At 70.8% G+C, this 16,938-nt stretch carries 13 protein-coding genes and 1 tRNA gene; 8 read left to right on the top strand and 6 right to left on the bottom strand.

Features of this window, described 5'->3' with window-relative positions; translation table 11 throughout:
- The first annotated feature begins 134 nt into the window (after positions 1-134).
- A complete protein-coding gene (locus WMF22_RS03245; protein ID WP_438034808.1) occupies positions 135-1,049 on the top strand; it encodes a MerR family transcriptional regulator in 915 nt (304 codons plus the stop codon).
- A 36-nt stretch (positions 1,050-1,085) separates the two neighbouring features.
- On the opposite strand, the gene WMF22_RS03240 is transcribed toward WMF22_RS03245, so the two are convergent.
- Positions 1,086-1,667 (bottom strand): YtfJ family protein, encoded by a 582-nt coding sequence (locus tag WMF22_RS03240; protein WP_438034807.1) that lies wholly within the window; start codon positions 1,665-1,667, stop codon positions 1,086-1,088.
- Between the two features lie 347 nt (positions 1,668-2,014).
- Between WMF22_RS03240 and WMF22_RS03235 the strand changes: the two genes are divergently transcribed.
- Both WMF22_RS03235 and WMF22_RS03230 read left to right on the top strand, forming a co-directional pair.
- Complete coding sequence (locus WMF22_RS03235) at positions 2,015-2,479, top strand: Hsp20/alpha crystallin family protein (protein WP_438034806.1); 465 nt, start codon at positions 2,015-2,017, stop codon at positions 2,477-2,479.
- A gap of 112 nt (positions 2,480-2,591) precedes the next feature.
- Complete coding sequence (locus tag WMF22_RS03230) at positions 2,592-2,972, top strand: Hsp20/alpha crystallin family protein (protein WP_438034805.1); 381 nt, start codon at positions 2,592-2,594, stop codon at positions 2,970-2,972.
- Between the two features lie 269 nt (positions 2,973-3,241).
- Here the strand turns inward: WMF22_RS03230 and WMF22_RS03225 are convergent, their stop codons facing one another.
- Positions 3,242-3,952 (bottom strand): hypothetical protein, encoded by a 711-nt coding sequence (locus tag WMF22_RS03225; RefSeq protein WP_438034804.1) that lies wholly within the window; start codon positions 3,950-3,952, stop codon positions 3,242-3,244.
- Positions 3,953-4,465: 513 nt separating this feature from the next.
- Here WMF22_RS03225 and WMF22_RS03220 point away from each other — a divergent pair.
- From WMF22_RS03220 to WMF22_RS03210, 3 genes are all read left to right on the top strand, one after another.
- Entirely contained in the window at positions 4,466-6,145 is a 1,680-nt protein-coding gene (locus WMF22_RS03220; protein WP_438034803.1) for an adenylate/guanylate cyclase domain-containing protein, read from the top strand.
- Between the two features lie 139 nt (positions 6,146-6,284).
- The gene (locus tag WMF22_RS03215) at positions 6,285-8,081 is read left to right on the top strand and encodes a glutamate--tRNA ligase (RefSeq protein WP_438034802.1); all 1,797 of its coding nucleotides are present in this window, start codon (positions 6,285-6,287) and stop codon (positions 8,079-8,081) included.
- Between the two features lie 67 nt (positions 8,082-8,148).
- Positions 8,149-9,075, top strand: coding sequence for a glutamate--tRNA ligase family protein (locus tag WMF22_RS03210; RefSeq protein ID WP_438034801.1), 927 nt, complete (start codon positions 8,149-8,151; stop codon positions 9,073-9,075).
- Positions 9,076-9,087: 12 nt separating this feature from the next.
- On the opposite strand, the gene WMF22_RS03205 is transcribed toward WMF22_RS03210, so the two are convergent.
- Complete coding sequence (locus WMF22_RS03205; protein WP_437297657.1) at positions 9,088-9,300, bottom strand: hypothetical protein; 213 nt, start codon at positions 9,298-9,300, stop codon at positions 9,088-9,090.
- A gap of 222 nt (positions 9,301-9,522) precedes the next feature.
- Here WMF22_RS03205 and WMF22_RS03200 point away from each other — a divergent pair, with 222 nt between their 5' ends.
- Complete coding sequence (locus WMF22_RS03200) at positions 9,523-10,836, top strand: MFS transporter (protein ID WP_438034800.1); 1,314 nt, start codon at positions 9,523-9,525, stop codon at positions 10,834-10,836.
- 467 nt (positions 10,837-11,303) lie between these two features.
- Positions 11,304-11,942 carry a hypothetical protein gene (locus WMF22_RS03195; protein ID WP_437297655.1) on the top strand — a complete coding sequence of 213 codons (639 nt, stop codon included), beginning with the start codon at positions 11,304-11,306 and terminating at the stop codon, positions 11,940-11,942.
- A gap of 36 nt (positions 11,943-11,978) precedes the next feature.
- On the opposite strand, the gene WMF22_RS03190 is transcribed toward WMF22_RS03195, so the two are convergent.
- The 3 genes from WMF22_RS03190 to WMF22_RS03180 all read right to left on the bottom strand — a co-directional run bounded on the left by WMF22_RS03190 (position 11,979) and on the right by WMF22_RS03180 (position 16,790).
- On the bottom strand, positions 11,979-13,859 hold the full coding sequence (locus WMF22_RS03190; RefSeq protein WP_437297654.1) for a protein kinase domain-containing protein: 1,881 nt from the start codon (positions 13,857-13,859) through the stop codon (positions 11,979-11,981).
- Between the two features lie 97 nt (positions 13,860-13,956).
- Entirely contained in the window at positions 13,957-15,939 is a 1,983-nt protein-coding gene (locus WMF22_RS03185) for a globin family protein (RefSeq protein WP_437297653.1), read from the bottom strand.
- 774 nt (positions 15,940-16,713) lie between these two features.
- Positions 16,714-16,790, bottom strand: a tRNA-Met gene (locus tag WMF22_RS03180).
- Positions 16,791-16,938 lie beyond the last annotated feature (148 nt).

The raw sequence follows: 16,938 nt of genomic DNA, 5'->3' as shown, positions 1-16,938 counted from the left end.
CGAATGACAGAGGCGAAAGACGTCGGCAGGAGGGGGTCTTTCTGGGCCTCGCTGCCCGCCGCTCCGATGCATCCCGGTGCGCCGGGCCGGCGCGGGCGGCCGCGGCTCGGCGGGTCCTGGCAAGGTGTATCCAGTTGAGCCGCTACAGAATCCATGTCGTCTCGGAGATGTGTGGCGTGTCCTCGGCGACGCTGCGCGCGTGGGAGCGCCGTTATGGCGTGCCGTCGCCCGCGCGCACGGCGTCGGCGTATCGCCTGTACAGCGACGACGATGTGGCGGTGATCAAGAAGATGCGCGACCACGTGAACGGCGGGATCGCCGCGGCCGAGGCGGCGCGCATGGTGCTCGAGGCCGCGGGGCCGCGCGCGCCGGTGGGCGCGAGCGGCGGCGACGCGTTCGCCGGGGCGAGCGAGCGCATCGTCGACGCCGCGGTCCGGTTCGATCCCGACGGCCTCGAGGCCGAGGTGAACCGGGCCCTCTCGCTCGGCCCGGCGGTGACGATCTTCGAGCGCGCGCTCGGCCCGGCGCTCGAGCGCATCGGCGATCTCTGGCACGCGGGGAAGATCACGGTCGCGCAGGAGCACCTCGCCTCGCAGGTCCTCGGCGCGACGCTGCTGCACCTCTTGCGGCTCGCGCAGCCTGGCGAGAGCGGGCGTCGCGTGCTGCTCGCGGCCTTCGCCGACGAGGATCACGTGCTCGGGCTGTTCGGCATCGGCCTGCGCTTCTGCTCGTGGGGCTTCCGCTCCGTCGTGCTCGGCGCGAGGACGCCGCCCGCCGCGATCGCGCGGGCGGTCGAGGCGCTCGCGCCGGACCTCGTCGCGCTGACGGTCGCGATCCCGCCGCTCCCGCCGTCGGCGCGCGAGCTCATCGACGCCTACGCGGACGCGTGCCGTGGCGTGCCGTGGATCGTGGGCGGCGCGGGCGCCGGGGCGCTCCGGCCCTTCATCGAGGCGCGCGGCGGCCTCGTGGCGGCCGCGGAGGCGGCGGAGATCCGCGTGCAGGTCGAGTCCGCGCTCCACGCGCGGCGGCGCCGCAAGGACGGGCGCTGAGCGCGCGCGCCCCGCCGGCCGGGGCGTTCGCTGCGGTCAGCCCTCGACTTCCTTGCGCAGCAGATCGAGGACCTTGCTCTGCGACTCCGGCTTGAGGGCGCCTTCGGCCGCGAAGAGCACGTGGCCGTTCTTGCCGACCACGACGACGTTGCTGACGCCGCGGCGGAGCTTGTAGGCCGCGCGGAAGGAGCCGTCCCAGTCGCAATAGATGGTCCCGCCGACCTTCCTCGACTCCTCCCGGATGGCGTCCTTCACGAAGCCTCTCGCCGGCCAGAAGTCGTAGGAGCTGACGTCGGCGATCGCGGCGACGGCGATGCCTCGCCGGTAGCGGTCGCCCTTCGTGAGCTTCGCCAGCGCGTCCTTGAGCGCCTGGTTCTGGGTCTTCGAGTCCTTGTCCTCGTAGACGATGAGGATCGGCTTGCCTTGAAGCGCCTTGAGCTGGAGCGCGCGGCCGTCCGCGTCCTCGACGCGCGCGTTCGGCGCCCGGTCCCCCTCCGAGGGCAGCGCCAGCGCGGCGCCCGAGATCAGCGCCAGGGACAGCGCCGCCGCGGAGGAGACCGAGCGGAGGCGGGCGGCGAGGAGGCCGCGGCGGCGGGAGGCGGGCGGGCAGGGCTGCATGTCCGGGTTTCTAGCGCTTTCCGGGGTGCGCTCCCAGGGGTGTTCGAGGCGGCAGGCTCCACCGGGCGCCGGCGTGGCTTGCTCGCTGCCTGCGCTCGCCCGCCTTTCCCTCCGGTCTGACGAGTCCGGTCGCCATCGCCACTCCCGCCGATCTGCCTCGGGGGGACGACGGCGCGCCGTGCTCTTGACACCCCACGTGCCGTGCAAAGATTGGGCGGTGCGAAGAGACCGGCTCTTAGAGCCAAGGTCCCGTAACGCTACAACAAATCGGCCGTCGCGAGCAGGTCGACGGCGCCGCGGGCGGAGCCCCGGCGCGCGCCGCGCGCGGCGGTCATGGAGGATTGACCATGCTGCACCGTTACACGGATGTTGATCGCGCGTTTGCCATGATGGATGAGCTTCGCCGGCGCCTCGACTGGGTGTTCGAGGAGGCGGACGCGCCCCGCGCGTCGCTCCGCGGCGACTTCGACCAGACGTCCCGGTACGTGGGTGGTCCGCGCGTCTACCTGTTCGACACGGGGAGCGCCCTTGTCGTCAAGGCCGATGTTCCGGGTCTGACGGAGAAGGATGTCCAGATCTCGCTAAATCAGGACGTCCTGACGGTGAGCGGCGAGCGCAAGTCGGATGCGCCGGAGGGCTACCTCGTCCACCGCAAGGAGCGGGGCGCGGTGCGCTTCAGCCGGAGCTTCACGCTGCCGAGCAAGGTCGATCCGGAGAAGACGACCGCGGTCCTGAAGAACGGCGTGCTGACGCTCACGCTGAACAAGGCCGCCGAGGCGCAGCCGCGCCAGATCGCGGTGACGGCCCGCTGAGGGAGCCTGTAGCTGAAGGACGAAGAAGAAGAACGAAGAAGAGGAGAGCGACGATCCTGCGACGAGCGGATCTGGCGTGTACCGAGGAAGTACCGAGGAAGGAGCGATGAACATGAGCACCGATCGCAGCTTGACCCACCGTGCCGAGAGCAACCCCGAGAAGATCCAGCAGCGCCCCGCCGTGGCGCCGGCGGTCGACATCTACGAGAGCGCCGAGGAGCTCCTGGTCCTGGCGGATCTCCCGGGCGTGACGCAGGATCGCCTGGCGGTCCGTCTGGAGAAGGGCGAGCTCACGTTCGAGGGCCGGCGGACCGAGGCGGCCGAGCGGGAGCAGGGCGTCGAAGGCCTGCCGGACTTCCGCCGCAGCTTCGTGGTCCCGCAGGGCATCGATTCCGAGAAGATCTCCGCGGATCTCCGGGCGGGCGTCCTGCGGATCCACCTGCCGAAGAGCGCGTCGCTCAAGCCGCGTCAGATCCCGATCAGCGCGAGCTGAGGCGGTGTGCCAGGTATCGAGGCACCGTGTCGCCGATCACCGGGCGGCCCCCTCCGGGGCGGCGTCGGGGCGGCGCGCGGTGCCTTTCGCGCGCTCCGGGGCGCCCTCGGCCGCGGATGTCCCCCTGAGCTCCGCGTACGAAGCGACATTCGATACAGAACAAATTCGAACCGAGCGGGCTCGCAGCGCCATGGCGCTGGCGAACGACCTGAGCAGAGCGATGCGACGTCTCGTCCTGCATCGCTTCGTGTGCCGGCGCGAGCATCCGGTTACGGCGCCCTACCTTCGACGGTCAGAGTCCACTTCGCGTCGTCGCCGCACGCGATACCATCCACATGACGCACCTCGATGATGAACCAGAGGTGATCGTCCGGGCCAGTGCGATCATTCCATGTCGTCACGAACGACTCAGGTGTTCCTTGCCCCCTTACGCCAGACGCGAAGCAATCCGACGCATTCACCTCGATCTCCCCCTGATAGACGATCAGATCGAAATTCATCCCCGGCGGAGAGGTGAGCGTCGCCTTGAAGCGCTCGGAACCGGGCCAGTTCACCTCATCCATCACACGCACCTTGAACCACTTCGACGTGGTTCCTGTCGCTGTCTCTGCAGCCCAATCGGCGCCGTCATCGCCCGGGAGCGTTCCGAGATCCTCTGCGAGAGCGCACGTGTTCGGCGCCGCATAGTCGCACTCGGCCGCCGCTCCACCACCACCGCCGCCAGCGGCCTCGTCACCTTCATTGATGCCGCCGTCACTGCCCTCGCCCCCATCGCCGCCGGCCCCGGTGGAGCCGACGCTCACGCTCGAGCTAGAGCTCACGGACAGGTCTCCCCCTCCGGCGCCGCCATCACCGCCGAGTCCGCCTCCGCCGGCCTGCTCCTCGTAATAGCCGGGCAGCAGATCGTCGGTGCCGTTGGCGCACGCGGCGAGGGGGAGAAGGACCGCAGGAATGACAAGCAGCCGGCCGGGCGTGTGCATTGCACGCATTCTATCTGCTCTCGCCAGAGCGGTCCAAGGAAGCCACGAGGCAACGTGAGATACCGTAGCGTCGTTCATCACCGTCAGAAACGGCGACAACCGTTCGAGTTGTTTTCATCACTACGGACCTGAATTTCCGCGAATATCGTTGACGGCTCGGCCCGGAGCCACGGACGGTAACGTCCACGATACACATCTGGGACTCGATGCCTCGCGTGCCGCCGTGGAGCGAGAATGAAACCTCGCCTCCGGACCCGCCGCGGAGCCCCCACGCAAGCGCGGCCCGGACCGGCGGGCCAGGGGCACCGCGCCGCACCACGCCGCCGCGCCCCCTCCCCCGCCCGCCGCGGGCCCGCGCCGTCCGGCTGGTGTCGGCGCGCTTCCGCGCCGTCCCGCATTTCGATAGTCTCGGCGCCGCTGAAGCCCGCCCTCGACGCCCTGCTCTCACTGCGCGCGAAGACGCTGCTGGCGATCGCCGCCACGCTGCTCGGGCTCAGCTTTGCCTTGTACGGCGTGTCCTCCAGGGCGCTCCTCGCCAACTCGATGGCCGCCGAGGCGCAGGACACCCGCCGTACCGTGCAGGTGGCGCTCAACCTCTTCCGCCAGGCCAGCAGCGACTTCAACGCGCGCTGGACCGACTGGAGCCAGTGGGATGACGCCTACGCGTTCGTGCAGGACGGCAATCAAGAGTTCGTCCGCTCGAACCTCGTCGCCCAGCTCTTCGACATCGCCCGCATCGATCTCGCGGTCTTCGCCGGCGCCGACGGAACGCCCGTGTACAGCACCGGCTACGACCACGCCACGAAGAGCTGGGCCCCCCTGCCGCGCGGCATCGCCGAGCGGCTCCGCGTCGGCGATCTCCTCTTCGGGCGGGACGCGCCCAGCAGCGCCGTCCGAGGCGGCATCGTCCTCCTCCCGGACGGGCCGATGCTCCTCTGCTCCCAGCCGAGCGTCGGCAGCTCCGGCCGCGGACCGGTCGCCGGCACCGTCACGTTCGGGCGCTTCTTGACCGACGCCGAGATCAAGCGCCTCACCGAGCCCGCCGGCCTCTCGCTCGCCGTGCACCGCCTCGACGATCCCCTGCTGCCCGGCGACTTCCGCGAGGCGCGCGCCGCCCTGTCCGACAGCGACCCGATCCTCGTCCACCCGCTCGGCAGCGACAGGATCGCCGGATACACCGTCCTCAACGACATCGACGGCAAGCCGGCGCTGCTCGTGCGCGTGGACAACGACAGGGCCATCCTCAGGATGGGCCATGACACATTGCGTTATCTCGTGCTCGTGACCGTTGTCGTGGGCCTTGTCTTCGGCGGCGTCACGCTGCTGCTCCTGGAGAAGCTCGTGCTGTACCGGCTCGCCCGCCTCAGCCGGGAGGTCACCGAGATCGGCGGCGTCGGCGACCTCTCGGCGCGGGTCGCCATGCCGGGCACCGACGAGCTGTCGCGCCTCACCGGCTCGATCAACGGCATGCTGTCGGCCCTGGAGGCGAACGCGCGGCGGCAGAGCCAGCAGAAGGCGGCGCTCGAGCAGGCGAAGGCCGCGGCCGAGCGAGCCCATGAGCGCTCGGACCGGCTCCTCCTCAACATCCTGCCGAGGACGATCGCCGATCAGCTGAAGGAGCACGAGCAGCTCATCGCCGAGCACTTCGAGGAGGTGACCGTCCTCTTCGCGGACATCGCGGACTTCACCCCGCTCGCCGCGCGGCTCCCCCCGGCGGAGCTCGTCGGCCTGCTCAACCGGATGTTCTCCTCGTTCGATCAGCTCGCCGAGCAGCACGGCCTGGAGAAGATCAAGACCATAGGAGACGCCTATATGGTCGTCGGCGGGCTGCCGGCGCAGCGCCCCGATCACGCGAGGGCCATCGCGCGGATGGCGATCGCCATGACGCACACCGTGCGCCAGTTCGTCGGCGACGACGGCGAGCCGTTCCAGCTCAGGATCGGCATCAACACCGGGCCTGTCATCGCCGGCGTGATCGGCAAGAAGAAGTTCAGCTACGATCTCTGGGGCGACGCGGTGAACGTGGCGAGCCGCATGGAGTCGAGCGGAGAGCCCGGCCGGATCCAGGTGAGCGAGGCGAGCCATTCCCTGCTCGCGCGAGATTTCCTCCTCGAGGAGCGGGGCCTCGTGGCGATCAAGGGCAAGGGCGCGATGAAGACCTATTGGCTCATCGGCGAGAACACACCGCAGTAGCGCGGCGCGCGGCGCGCGTCGCGACCCACGCTCGTTCGCGCTCGTACCCCGCGATTGACGCGCCCCCGGCCGATTGACAAGGCCAGGCGGGCGTGCAATGGCTGCCCGCCCGATGTCAGACCAGGAGCGACGCGCCCTCATGGACAAGCAGGCCCCGAACGAGACGACGCTTCCCGTCACCGTCCGCGAACCGGCCCCCGGAGAGGACCGCGACGAGCTCGTGCGCCTCCTCTTCGGCGACGCCGCGGCGTCGGCCAGGCGGCCCGAGGAGTACGAGGCGCGCTATCCCCGGCGCGCGCTGCCCAAAGGCGCGATGGTCACCCGCTACGCGCCGAGCCCGACCGGGTTCATGCACATCGGCGGCATCTTCGTGTCGCTCATCAACAAGCGGCTGTCGCTCCAGAGCGAGGGCGTCTTCTACCTCCGCCTCGAGGACACCGACGTGAAGCGCGCCATCCCCGGCGCGCTCGACACCATCGTCGACTCCCTCGCGCGCTTCGATCTCTCCCCTCAGGAGGGCGTGCTCCGCGCGCCGGCGAAGGACGGAGACCCGTCGTCGCGAGGCGAGTTCGTGCAGCAGGGCGGCTACGGCCCCTATATCCAGACCGAGCGGGTCGAGATCTACCGGGATTACGCGATCGATCTCCTCCGCCGCGGCTTCGCCTACCCCTGCTTCTGCACGGTCGAGGAGCTCGACGCCATCCGGCAGGAGCAGATGGCCCTCACGGTGAAGCCCGGGGTCCACGGCCGGTGGGCGAAGTGGCGCGACGCGCCGCTCGCCCGGGTGGAGGAGGCGCTCGCGGGCGGCACCCCGTTCGTGCTCCGGCTGCGCGCCCCGGACGACGTCTCCGGCCGCGTCGAGTGGAAGGACGGCGTGAAGGGCGTCATCTCGATGCCCGTCAACGATCTCGACACCATCCTCCTCAAGTCGGACGGCATCCCGACGTACCACTTCGCCCACGCGATCGACGATCACCTGATGCGCACGACGCACGTGATCCGGGGCGACGAGTGGATCTCCTCGATGCCGCTCCACCTGCAGCTCTTCCGCACGCTCGGCTTCAGGCCGGTCGAGTACGCCCACGTCCCGCCCATCCAGAAGCTCGATCGCGTGGAGGAGGTCGACCCGGAGACGGGCGAGACGAAGGTCTCGGACGCGCGGCGCAAGCTGAGCAAGCGCAAGGACCCCGAGGCGAACATCGCCTATTACCGGGAGATCGGCGTCCCCGAGACAGCCACCATCGAGTACCTCCTCAACATCGCCAACTCCGCGTTCGAGGACTGGCGCAAGGCGAACCCCGACAAGCCCTATTCCGCCTTCCCCCTCAAGCTCAACAAGCTCGCCCCCGGCGGCGCGCTGAGCGACATGGTGAAGCTGAAGAGCGTGAGCCAGGCGGTCGTGAGCCGGATGAGCGCCGAGGACGTCTATGCCCAGGGCCTCGACTGGGCCAGGGAATACGACAAGGAGCTCGCCGCGCTGATGGAGCGAGATCCGGAGTACACGAAGCGCGCGCTCGGCATCGAGCGCGGCGGCAAGAAGTCGAACAAGCGCATCACCACCTGGCCCGACCTGCGGCCCCAGCTCTTCTTCTTCTACGACGAGCTCTACGACCGCGTCGACGCGCTCGATTTCCCCGAGAACGTCCCGGAGGGCGATCGAAGGCCGCTGCTCCGGCAGATGCTCGACACGTTCGACCCGGCCGACTCGAAGGAGGCGTGGTTCGAGAAGATCCGGCAGATCGCGGTGGCCTCGGGCTACGCAGGCGAGGTGAAGCAGTACAAGGCCTCTCCCGAGTCGTGGAAGGGCCATGTCGGCGACGTCTCGATGCTCCTCCGGGTCGCGGTCTGCGGGACGAGGAACAGCCCTGATCTGACCGAGGTCATGGCGGTGCTGGGCGAGCCGCGCGTGCGGGCGCGCATCGCGCGCTTCCTCTGAGGCGCGGCGTGGCGGGCCCGCGGGCCGCGCGGCGAGGGCGCGGCCGGCAGCGGCAGGAGGAAGAGCGATGAGCGAGGTGTGCCGGTTCGCCCCGTCGACCACCGGGCCCGCCCACCTCGGCACGCTCGCCGCGGCGCTGCTCTCCTGGCTGGACGCGCGGTCGCGGGGCGCGCGGCTGGTCCTCCGGCTGGAGGACCTCGATCCCGACCGCTGCCGGTCGGAATTCACGCGCGCCATCGAGGAGGATCTCGCGTGGCTCGGGCTCGATTTCGACGAGCGCGTCGAGCAGCACGCGCGGAGGGCGCACCACGAGGAGGCGATGGACCGGCTCGAGGCGCTCGGCGCGCTGTACCCCTGCTCCGCGACGCGCGAGGAGGTGCGCGCGATCGGCCGGCGCGCCCCGGACGGCGGCTTCGCCTACGACAACCGCGCGCGCGGCCGCGCGCTGCCGCCCGGCGGGTGGCGCGCGAGCGTGGAGCCGATCCGGGCGCGGCTGCCGGACGGCGTGTTCCGGCCCCTGGACGAGGGCGGGCTCGACCTGTCGCAGGAGCCCGCGCTCGCGATGGGTGATCCCGTGGTTCGCCGGCGCGACGGCGCCTTCTCCTACCAGCTGGCGGTGGTGGTCGACGACGGCGCGGCGGGCGTCACGCGCGTCGTAAGGGGGCGCGACATCGCGCCGAGCACCGCGACGCAGGCGGCGCTCCAGGCGCTGCTCGGGCTGCCAGCGCCGGTCTACCGGCACCACCTGCTCCTCCTGGAGGAGCGCGGCGGCAAGCTGGCGAAGACGCACGGCGCGGCGCGCGGGGCGGCGCTCGCCCGGAGCGCGCCCGCGCTCACCGGCGCGCTCGCTTGCTGCGTCGGCCTGCGGGATCGCCCCGATCCGTGCACGCCGGCGGAGCTGCTCCGGGAGTTCGACTGGTCGCGCGTCGCGACGGCAGACCGCGTCGTGAGCCTCCGCGACGGCTCGCTCACGCTGACGGCGAGCGGGCCCTGAGCGGCGCGTGGATCAGGCGGGCAGCGGCGAGGCGGCGCGTCCCAGCATCGGGAACCATGTGAGGATCGCGTTCGGCCGCGGGAAATCGTCGTCGTCGTCGTCGTCGTCGCGCCGGCCATCACGCCCACGGCGGGAGCGGCTCCCGAACAGCGTCCAGGCGCGCCACGCCTGCTCGGCGAGGTCGCGCGCCCGTCCCGACGAAGTGTCATGTCCAAGGAGCATCATGTGTGGCTGCCGCTTACCACGGGTCCAGGTCGGCGCGCCAGTGTTCCACGCCGAGGCCACGCGAACGTGACCGTCCGATGACCGGCGTGGTGCCCGGAGCGTCCCTGCTCTCCCTCACAGTGCCCGGGATGCAACCCCTCCACGGCGCGCGGGACGCAGCGACATGGCGCTCGACCTCCCGGCGCGTCACCGTGGCATCGCAGCCTGGCGACCCTCGCTGGAATGCGCCATGAACGCCGCCCGGACTCGTTCATGGTCACCGCCCCCGTCGCCCTGAAGCCGTCGTCGCCCTTCGCCGCCTTCACGTCGCGCGATTTTCGTGTTTACGCGGCGGCCCGCCTCCTGGCCACGGTGGCGTACCAGATGCAATCGGTCGCCGTGGGGTATCAGATCTACGACCTCACGCGAGATCCGCTCGCGCTCGGTTATGTGGGGCTCGCCCAGTTCCTCCCTGTCGCGGGGCTCTCGCTCGCGTCCGGGCACGCGGCGGATCGCTTCGATCGGCGGCGGATCCTCGTCGTTTGCTACCTCACCTCGGCGCTCGCGGCGCTCGCGCTCTTCTTCCTCGCGCGCTCGCCGAGCCCGAACCTGCCGGCGATTTACGGGGTCCTCGTGCTCCTCGGCACGGTGCGCGCCTTCCAGGGGCCGGCCGGCTCGGCGCTCCTGCCGACGCTCGTGCCGGCGCAGCACTTCCAGAACGCGGTGACGTGGCAATCGACGCTCTGGCAGGTCGGCGCCATCGGCGGGCCGAGCCTGGGCGGGCTGCTCTACGCGCTCTGGAAGGCGCCTGCGCCCGTGTACCTGAGCGCGAGCCTCGCGCTCGCCGCGGCGTGCGCCGGGCCCCTGGCCGTGCGGGCGCCCGCCGGCCGCCTGGAGAGGAAGCCGCCGTCGCTCGCCACGGCGCTCGCCGGGCTGCGCTACGTCTACCGGAAGAAGGTCCTCCTCGGGTCGATCTCGCTCGACTTCGTGGCCGTCTTCCTTGGCGGCGCGGTCGCGCTGCTGCCCATCTACGCGACCGACGTGCTCGGGGTCGGCCCGCAGGGGTTCGGCCTCCTGCGCGCCGCGCCGGCCGTCGGGGCCGGGCTCATGGCCGTGGTCCTCGCCTTCCGGCCCATCACGCGGCGCGCCGGGCCGAGGATGCTCCTCTGCGTCGGGCTCTTCGGCCTCGCCGCGGTGGTGTTCGGCCTGTCGCGGAGCTTCCCCCTCTCGCTCGTCGCGCTCACCGTGATGGGCGCCGCCGACATGGTGAGCGTCGTCGTGCGGATGACCCTGGAGCAGCTCGCCACGCCGCCCGAGATGCGCGGCCGCGTGAGCGCGGTCAACATGGTGTTCGTCGGCGCCTCGAACGAGCTCGGAGAGCTCGAGTCGGGCACCCTCGCGAGGCTCATCGGGACGGTGCCCACCGTGGTGTTCGGCGGCCTCGGGACGATCGCGGTCGTGCTGCTCTGGGCATGGCTGTTCCCCGAGCTGCGCGCGGTCGACCGGCTCGAAGACACGCGCGCGACCTCCGAAGAAGACGCCGTCGAGAAGGCCTGACGCGCGCCTCGCGTCGAGCGCGCGCAGCACATCATCGCTCCCGGCCCGGTGAGGGCCAGTCGCTCTCTCGAGGGCTGGAGAGGGCCACTCCATGCGTGAGCCCCGCGGCGAGAGCGCGAGACGGCTCGGCGCGAATTTGACCGCGAGCACACCCGCAATCTCACGAGGGCGAGCGCAACAAACGCAGCAAACGCGACCAACGTAACAAACGGAACTGAACACAACCGAACACAACCGAACACAAATCCAGTGCGAACCGGTGCGAAAACGATTGCGCACCACGTACGACGCACCGCTTCCCAGATCATTTGCAATTTGACGAGGACGTTATAATGCACACTGAGCGGCACGCGATCATACAACGCACGACGACAATCCCAGCCAGGCTGTCCGAATCGCTTGACACAGAGGTGGCTTATGACCTTACATGTCTTATGGATACGATAATCGCGTGGGCTGTTGGTATCATGATGACATGGGCCCCGCCTGGGAAGAGCTTCATCAAGGACGCCGTCGAGACGCCCGAGGAAGGCCGCGCGCGCTACCACGAGATCGCGCGCGCGGCGGCGAAGGTCGCCTATGATCCCGCATTGAAGCCGGTGTTCGGCGGCCCGCGCGGTCGAGCCGAGACGATGGCGCTGCTCTTGTCGATCGCGTATTTCGAGAGCGGCTACCGTCGCGACGTGGACCTCGGGCTCGGGAAGCTCGCGCGCGGCTCGGGGGTCGACTCCTGTCTGCTCCAGGTCCGCGTCGGCGCCGGCAAGACCCGGGAGGGGTGGACGCACGAGGATCTCGTCGGGGATCGAGAGAAATGCTTTCGCGCCGGACTCGCGCTGATCAAGGGATCCTTCGGGGCGTGCCGCAAGCAGGAGCCGCGCGACCGGCTCAGCGCATACACGCGCGGCAGGTGCATCGATAACGACAAGCATTCGAGGGCGCGTATTGGACGCGCGCTGAACGTGCCGCGCGCGCCGGTGACGGACGCGGCGGTGCTCGCCGCAATGCCCGGGCGCGCCCCCCTCCCCGCCGCGCCGCCGAGCGCGCCGCCCGCGACAGGAGCGGTCAGGACGGTCGCACCAGCCGGGACCGCCGGAAACGACAGCTAACGCGCCGGCCGCGCCTGACGACCCGCTGGAGGCGGCTCAGCCCCGGATCAGGTTCGTGGCCGCCTCGGCGGTGAGATAGCTCTTGCTCTTCATGCCCAGGCGGATCGACGACAGGCTCACGTCCGTCTCGCCCTGGAGCGCGGCGATCGTCAGCGCGTTGTGGCAGTAGATGTTGATGAGCTTCGGGCTACCGCCGCTCCTCGCGTGCAGCAGCTGCTGCGACGCGAGGTCCAGCTGGAGCCCCCGCCTGCTCCCCCCGACCGAGCACATCCTGAAGTCGATGTATTCGCTCATCTCCTGCTGGGTCATGCCGGGCAGGAGGAGCGACTGAGCGCCGGAGTAGAGCTCGCGCGGCACGCCGTTCGAGGCCAGGGTCGCGGGCAGATCGGGGGCGCCCACCAGGATCATCGAGAGCTTGCCCGCCGGGGCGCAGCGCAGGATGTCATGGAGCTCCATCAGGAGATCGTGATCCTCCGGATCGACGCCGTCGACGACCAGCACCGCGATCGCGTCCGACCCGGCGCGGAGGAGCGCTTGCCCGAGGAACGCGTCGACGAGGAACTGCTGGCTCAGCGTCGGTGTGATGGCCGTCGCCCCCACCTGCCTGCACAGCGACACGAGCGGCCGCGTCCCGAAGAGCAGCTGCGGCTCGACCGAGAAGACATGGATCCGCGGGACCTTGTTCTTGATCATCTCACAGACGAAGGTCCGGCCGCTCCCCGGCTCGCCCACGAGGATCGCCGGGCGCTGCCCGGCGACGATCTGCGACGCCAGCGTCCTCAGGATCCACGCATAAGGGCCCGCGTCCCAGAAGTAGCTCGGCTGCCGGATGTCGCTGAACGGATAGCCGGTCAGCCCGAAGTGATCACGGTAGCTGTACTGGCCGGTGAAGTGCCCGACGGCGGTCGAGCTGCTCACCAGGATCGTCCCCGTCGGCGTCGCGAGCGGGCCTCTCGGCGGCACGGGGAGCTGGCTTATCCTCGTATCGCCGAGATCCACGGGCGCGCCGAGCAGCGCGCTCTTCGGCTCCGACATCTCTCGCGGCCTGACGCTGCTGCGCCGGAGCATCAGCATGTCCTCGAGGAACGCGACGATGTGCCCGGCCGACGGCCGCTCCTGCGGCCTCTTCGACATGCAGCGGCGCAGGAGCTCCGCGAGGAGCGGATCGATGTCCGGCATCGCCAGCTTCGGATCCGGGACGGGCGCGTGGCAGTGCGCCTGGAAGCAGCCAGCGAGATCCCGCGCCGAGAAGGGCGTCCTGCCCACGAGCAGGTGGTAGAACGTGCAGCCGAGGCTGTAGATGTCCGACGGAGGCGCGATGTCCTGCCCGGTCCACTGCTCCGGGCTCATGTAGAACGGCGTGCCCTCCAGCGTGCGGGAGGAGCTGCCGCCGAGCGGGCCGCTCTCCGGATGGGACGCCAGGCCGAAGTCGGCGATCTTGAGCGTCCCAGACGCATTGAGGAGGAGGTTGGCGGGCTTGACGTCGCGGTGGGAGATACCGAACGAGGCCGCGAGCTCGAGCGCCGCCGCGGCCTCGCGCATCTTCTCGATCCCGAACTGCTCCGGCAGGCGGCCGCCGTGCTGCTTGGCCGCCTGCGCCATCGTGAGGCCGTGGACGTACTCCATGGCGATGTAGCGGACGTCCTCGTCCTCGCCGACCTGGAAGATCTGCACCACGTTCGGGTGGAGGAGGCGCGCCGCCGCGCGCGCCTCGCGCAGGAAGCGGTCGCGCCGCTCGGGATCGGTGTCCGCGCTCCCCTTCGCGATCAGCTTCACCGCGACGTCGCGCTGGAGCACGCTGTCCCTGGCCAGGTACACGGCGCCCATCGCGCCGATGCCGAGCAGCTGGATCAGCTGGAAGGGTCCCAGCCACTGTCCCGCCAGATGGGTCAGCGTACTCGCAGGCTCCGCGATCATCGGACTCTCATTCCCATCTTGCCATCAAACCCGTGCGCTCGCCGGGCGAATGCGTCGGCTTCCAGTCCACGACCCGCTCACGACCCGCAGGAGGAGCTCACAGCTGCCCCGCGCCGGGCCCCGCGTCGCTCCGCGCCCGACCCCGCCCCAGGATGTGTCCCATCGTGAACGCGGAGAGGACGAGGACCGTGACGATGATCGGCACGGCGTAGGTCGCGAGGGACGCGATGTTGGGCACGGCGCCCGCGCCGGCCGCGGCGCCCGCGCCGGCCGCAGCCTTGTCGGCGCCGCCCACCGTCATCAGGATGGCCGTGGCCATCGAGGCGGCGATCGAGAGCAGGGCGATCGCGAGCCCCGCGGCGAGGCCGCTCGGGCCGGTCGGCTCCAGCACGACGGGCGCCGCGGCCGGCGACGCCATCCCGGGCGAGGCGACCGGGACCGTCACCAGCGGACCGTCCAGCTTGACGTGGACGTTGACGACCATGTCCTGGCCCGCCCACGGGATGACGAGCCCCTGCGGGCTCGCGCTCGCGACGGCAGGGGGCGCTGCAGGCGCCGGGCGCGCCGCCGCCCGGGAGTCTTCGTGGTGGATACCGCTGGTCATCATGGCCTCATGGGCAGGGTTGGTCTGGTAGTGCAGCGTGTCGGCGTCCTCGTCGAGCGGGCCCGGGCGCCGCTTCGCCGGCATCACCTCCGTGACGCTCGACGGCGCCGGCGCGCGCTGCTCCGAGAGGGGCGGCCGCTGCGCGGGCGCCCGCTCCCGCGCGGGCGCGGCGTCGGCCTTGCGACCGCCCCCGCTCGCGACGTGATCTGCGGCCGCCTTCTTCATGACGTCCGCGATCACGCCGTAGACCTCGGTCCATGCCGACTCGACGTCGCGCGTGAAGCCGTCGCCCAGCCCTTCGCGCAGCGTCCAGAGCAGCGCCTCGCCCACCACGTCGTAATGCCGATCGACGACCATGTAGCCGTGGTGCCGCACGCCGAGCGCCTGGAGCACCGGCACGAGCCTGCCCAGGTTGTTCAGCCCGTCGACGGCCACGGCGAGCGTCTGCATGAGCTTCTTCTTCTGCTCGCCCATGTCGTTCTTGAACATCGACCGCACCGACGGATCGAGCTCGAAGAGGCGGTCGTAGAAGAGCGCGGCCGCGGCGTCCGAGATGGGCATCACCTTCGCCCACGATCGCTGCACGAGCTCGATGGTGCGCAGGCTGATCGGCGCGCCCGCGGGCGCCCCGGCGGGCGCGGGCGCGGGCGGCGGCGGGTCGCCCTGCCAGGGCGGCACGACCCCGACGAGCGTCCGCGAGGCCTTGGTCGACGAGGGCGGCGGCACCGACTTCGGCATCTGCACCGCCGGCTCCGCTGGCGCCACGCGCTGCGCCGGTTGGGAGGAGCCGATCCGCGGGGGCTCCCTCCCGGGCGGCGCCGGCGAGGGGTGCGCCTGCGCGCCGCCCACGGCCGCGTGGGCCGCGGCGGCCTTCTTCATGACGTCCGAGACCACGCCGTAGACCTCTTTCCACGCGGACTCGACGTCGGCCGAGAAGGAGTCGCCGAGCCCCTCGCGCAGCGTCCAGAGCAGCGCCTCGCCCACCACGTCGTAATGCCGATCGACGACCATATAGCCCTGGTGCCGGACGCCGAGGCCCTGGAGCACCGGCACGAGCTTGGGCAGGTTGTTCAGCCCATCGACGGCCACGGAGAGCGTCTGCATGAGCTTCTTCTTCTGCTCGGCGATATCGTTCTTGAACAGCGGCCGCACCGACGGCTCGAGCGTGAACAGCCGCTCATAGAACAGCGCCGCCGCGGCGTCCGAGATGGGCATCACCTTCGCCCAGGACCACTGCACGAGCTCGATGGTGCGCTGGCTCAGGAGCTCCGGCGGCTGCGCGCTGCGCGCCTTGTTGAGGAACTCGGGCGCGCCGTAGGCCCCCGGCCCTCGCTGGGTGGCAGGCCCCGCGGAGGGCAACACACGCGCCGCGGGCGCGGGCGCGCTGGCGCTGCGTTGCGGCTTGGCAGCATCCCCCGGCGTCGCGGCGCCGCGCGTGTTGGTCGAGGGTGCGAAGGGATCGTTCGGTTTGGCCATCGTGGTTGTCCGCTGGAGGTTACCGGGAATGCGCCGGTGAGGTGCGCGCCGCGGCGCGCGTGTTCAGAGCACAGGAGCCGCCTCTATCGGCATCCTACATCACGGGGCCGGCGCCTGCCTACGGCGCGGCGAGAGGGCCGCGCCGCCGGCGCGAGGCGCCCGTGGAAGCGCGCGCCATGTCCACGAACGCGCCACCAACGCCAGACCAGCGCCCGACCAAGGCGCAACGAACGCACGACGAACGCGCTCGGATCGCGGCGGCTTCGCCGGGGGGCGCGGCTGCGCGACGAGCGGACCGAGGCCGCGGATGTGGCGCTGGCGAACCGCGCCTGTACCGGCCCCGTAGCGCTGCGCACTTTCCGGGCGACACCGCCGACGGACAGGGCATCGGAGCGGCGGCGCGCCGGAGCCGCAGAGAGCGATGGAGTTCGCGCCATCGACGCTCGATGTTCCAGAAGGGGTGAGCGCCTTATCGCCCTTGCGCTCGAGCCGCTCCGTGCCGCCGCGCTCCGATGGGAAGAAGACCGGGACCCAGGGCGCGCGAGGCCGCCGGGGCGACCAGGACCTCTCCCGAGAGGCACACACGAAGCGAGCAGGCAAAGCGCGCGGCGCGCGGCGAGCGGCGCTCGCCTGAAGGGGCCGGACGGCGGGATCGCTCAGACCGCCTCTCCGGTCTCACGCTCGGCGTCGGCGGACAGACCCTGAAAACGAAAAACGCGAGGTGGCCTTTCCGGCCAATCCTCGCGTCCTCTTGCTACTTTGCTACTTGGGTCGTGGTTGCGCGGGCGGGATTTGAACCCACGACCTTCGGGTTATGAGCCCGACGAGCTACCAGGCTGCTCCACCGCGCGAGAGGGAATCTACTCACGGCCTCGCTCCGGTCAAGGATTCTCTCACGGCCCGGTGTCGATTGTGTCCACTCCCCTTGCCGGTGCGTTGCCGGTGCCTTGCCGATGCCTTCCGAGAGCGGCGGCGCAGCTCGGCTGCGCTCGAGCGGTC

The sequence above is a fragment of the Sorangium sp. So ce204 genome, from assembly GCF_051526795.1.
Classification (GTDB): Bacteria; Myxococcota_A; Polyangia; order Polyangiales; family Polyangiaceae; genus Sorangium; species Sorangium cellulosum_B.
Note: the sequence above shows the minus strand (reverse complement) of the source record. Positions and strands in the feature narration are given on the sequence as shown.

Bases quoted from the DNA above. Each gene is read 5' to 3' on its own strand.
- WMF22_RS03190 (WP_437297654.1), bottom strand. From the start codon at position 13,859: ATGATCGCGGAGCCTGCGAGTACGCTGACCCATCTGGCGGGACAGTGG.
- WMF22_RS03235 (WP_438034806.1), top strand. From the start codon at position 2,015: ATGCTGCACCGTTACACGGATGTTGATCGCGCGTTTGCCATGATGGAT.
- WMF22_RS03230 (WP_438034805.1), top strand. From the start codon at position 2,592: ATGAGCACCGATCGCAGCTTGACCCACCGTGCCGAGAGCAACCCCGAG.
- WMF22_RS03195 (WP_437297655.1), top strand. From the start codon at position 11,304: ATGATGACATGGGCCCCGCCTGGGAAGAGCTTCATCAAGGACGCCGTC.
- WMF22_RS03215 (WP_438034802.1), top strand. From the start codon at position 6,285: ATGGACAAGCAGGCCCCGAACGAGACGACGCTTCCCGTCACCGTCCGC.
- WMF22_RS03210 (WP_438034801.1), top strand. From the start codon at position 8,149: ATGAGCGAGGTGTGCCGGTTCGCCCCGTCGACCACCGGGCCCGCCCAC.
- WMF22_RS03200 (WP_438034800.1), top strand. From the start codon at position 9,523: ATGCGCCATGAACGCCGCCCGGACTCGTTCATGGTCACCGCCCCCGTC.
- WMF22_RS03205 (WP_437297657.1), bottom strand. From the start codon at position 9,300: ATGATGCTCCTTGGACATGACACTTCGTCGGGACGGGCGCGCGACCTC.
- WMF22_RS03240 (WP_438034807.1), bottom strand. From the start codon at position 1,667: ATGCAGCCCTGCCCGCCCGCCTCCCGCCGCCGCGGCCTCCTCGCCGCC.
- WMF22_RS03185 (WP_437297653.1), bottom strand. From the start codon at position 15,939: ATGGCCAAACCGAACGATCCCTTCGCACCCTCGACCAACACGCGCGGC.
- WMF22_RS03225 (WP_438034804.1), bottom strand. From the start codon at position 3,952: ATGCACACGCCCGGCCGGCTGCTTGTCATTCCTGCGGTCCTTCTCCCC.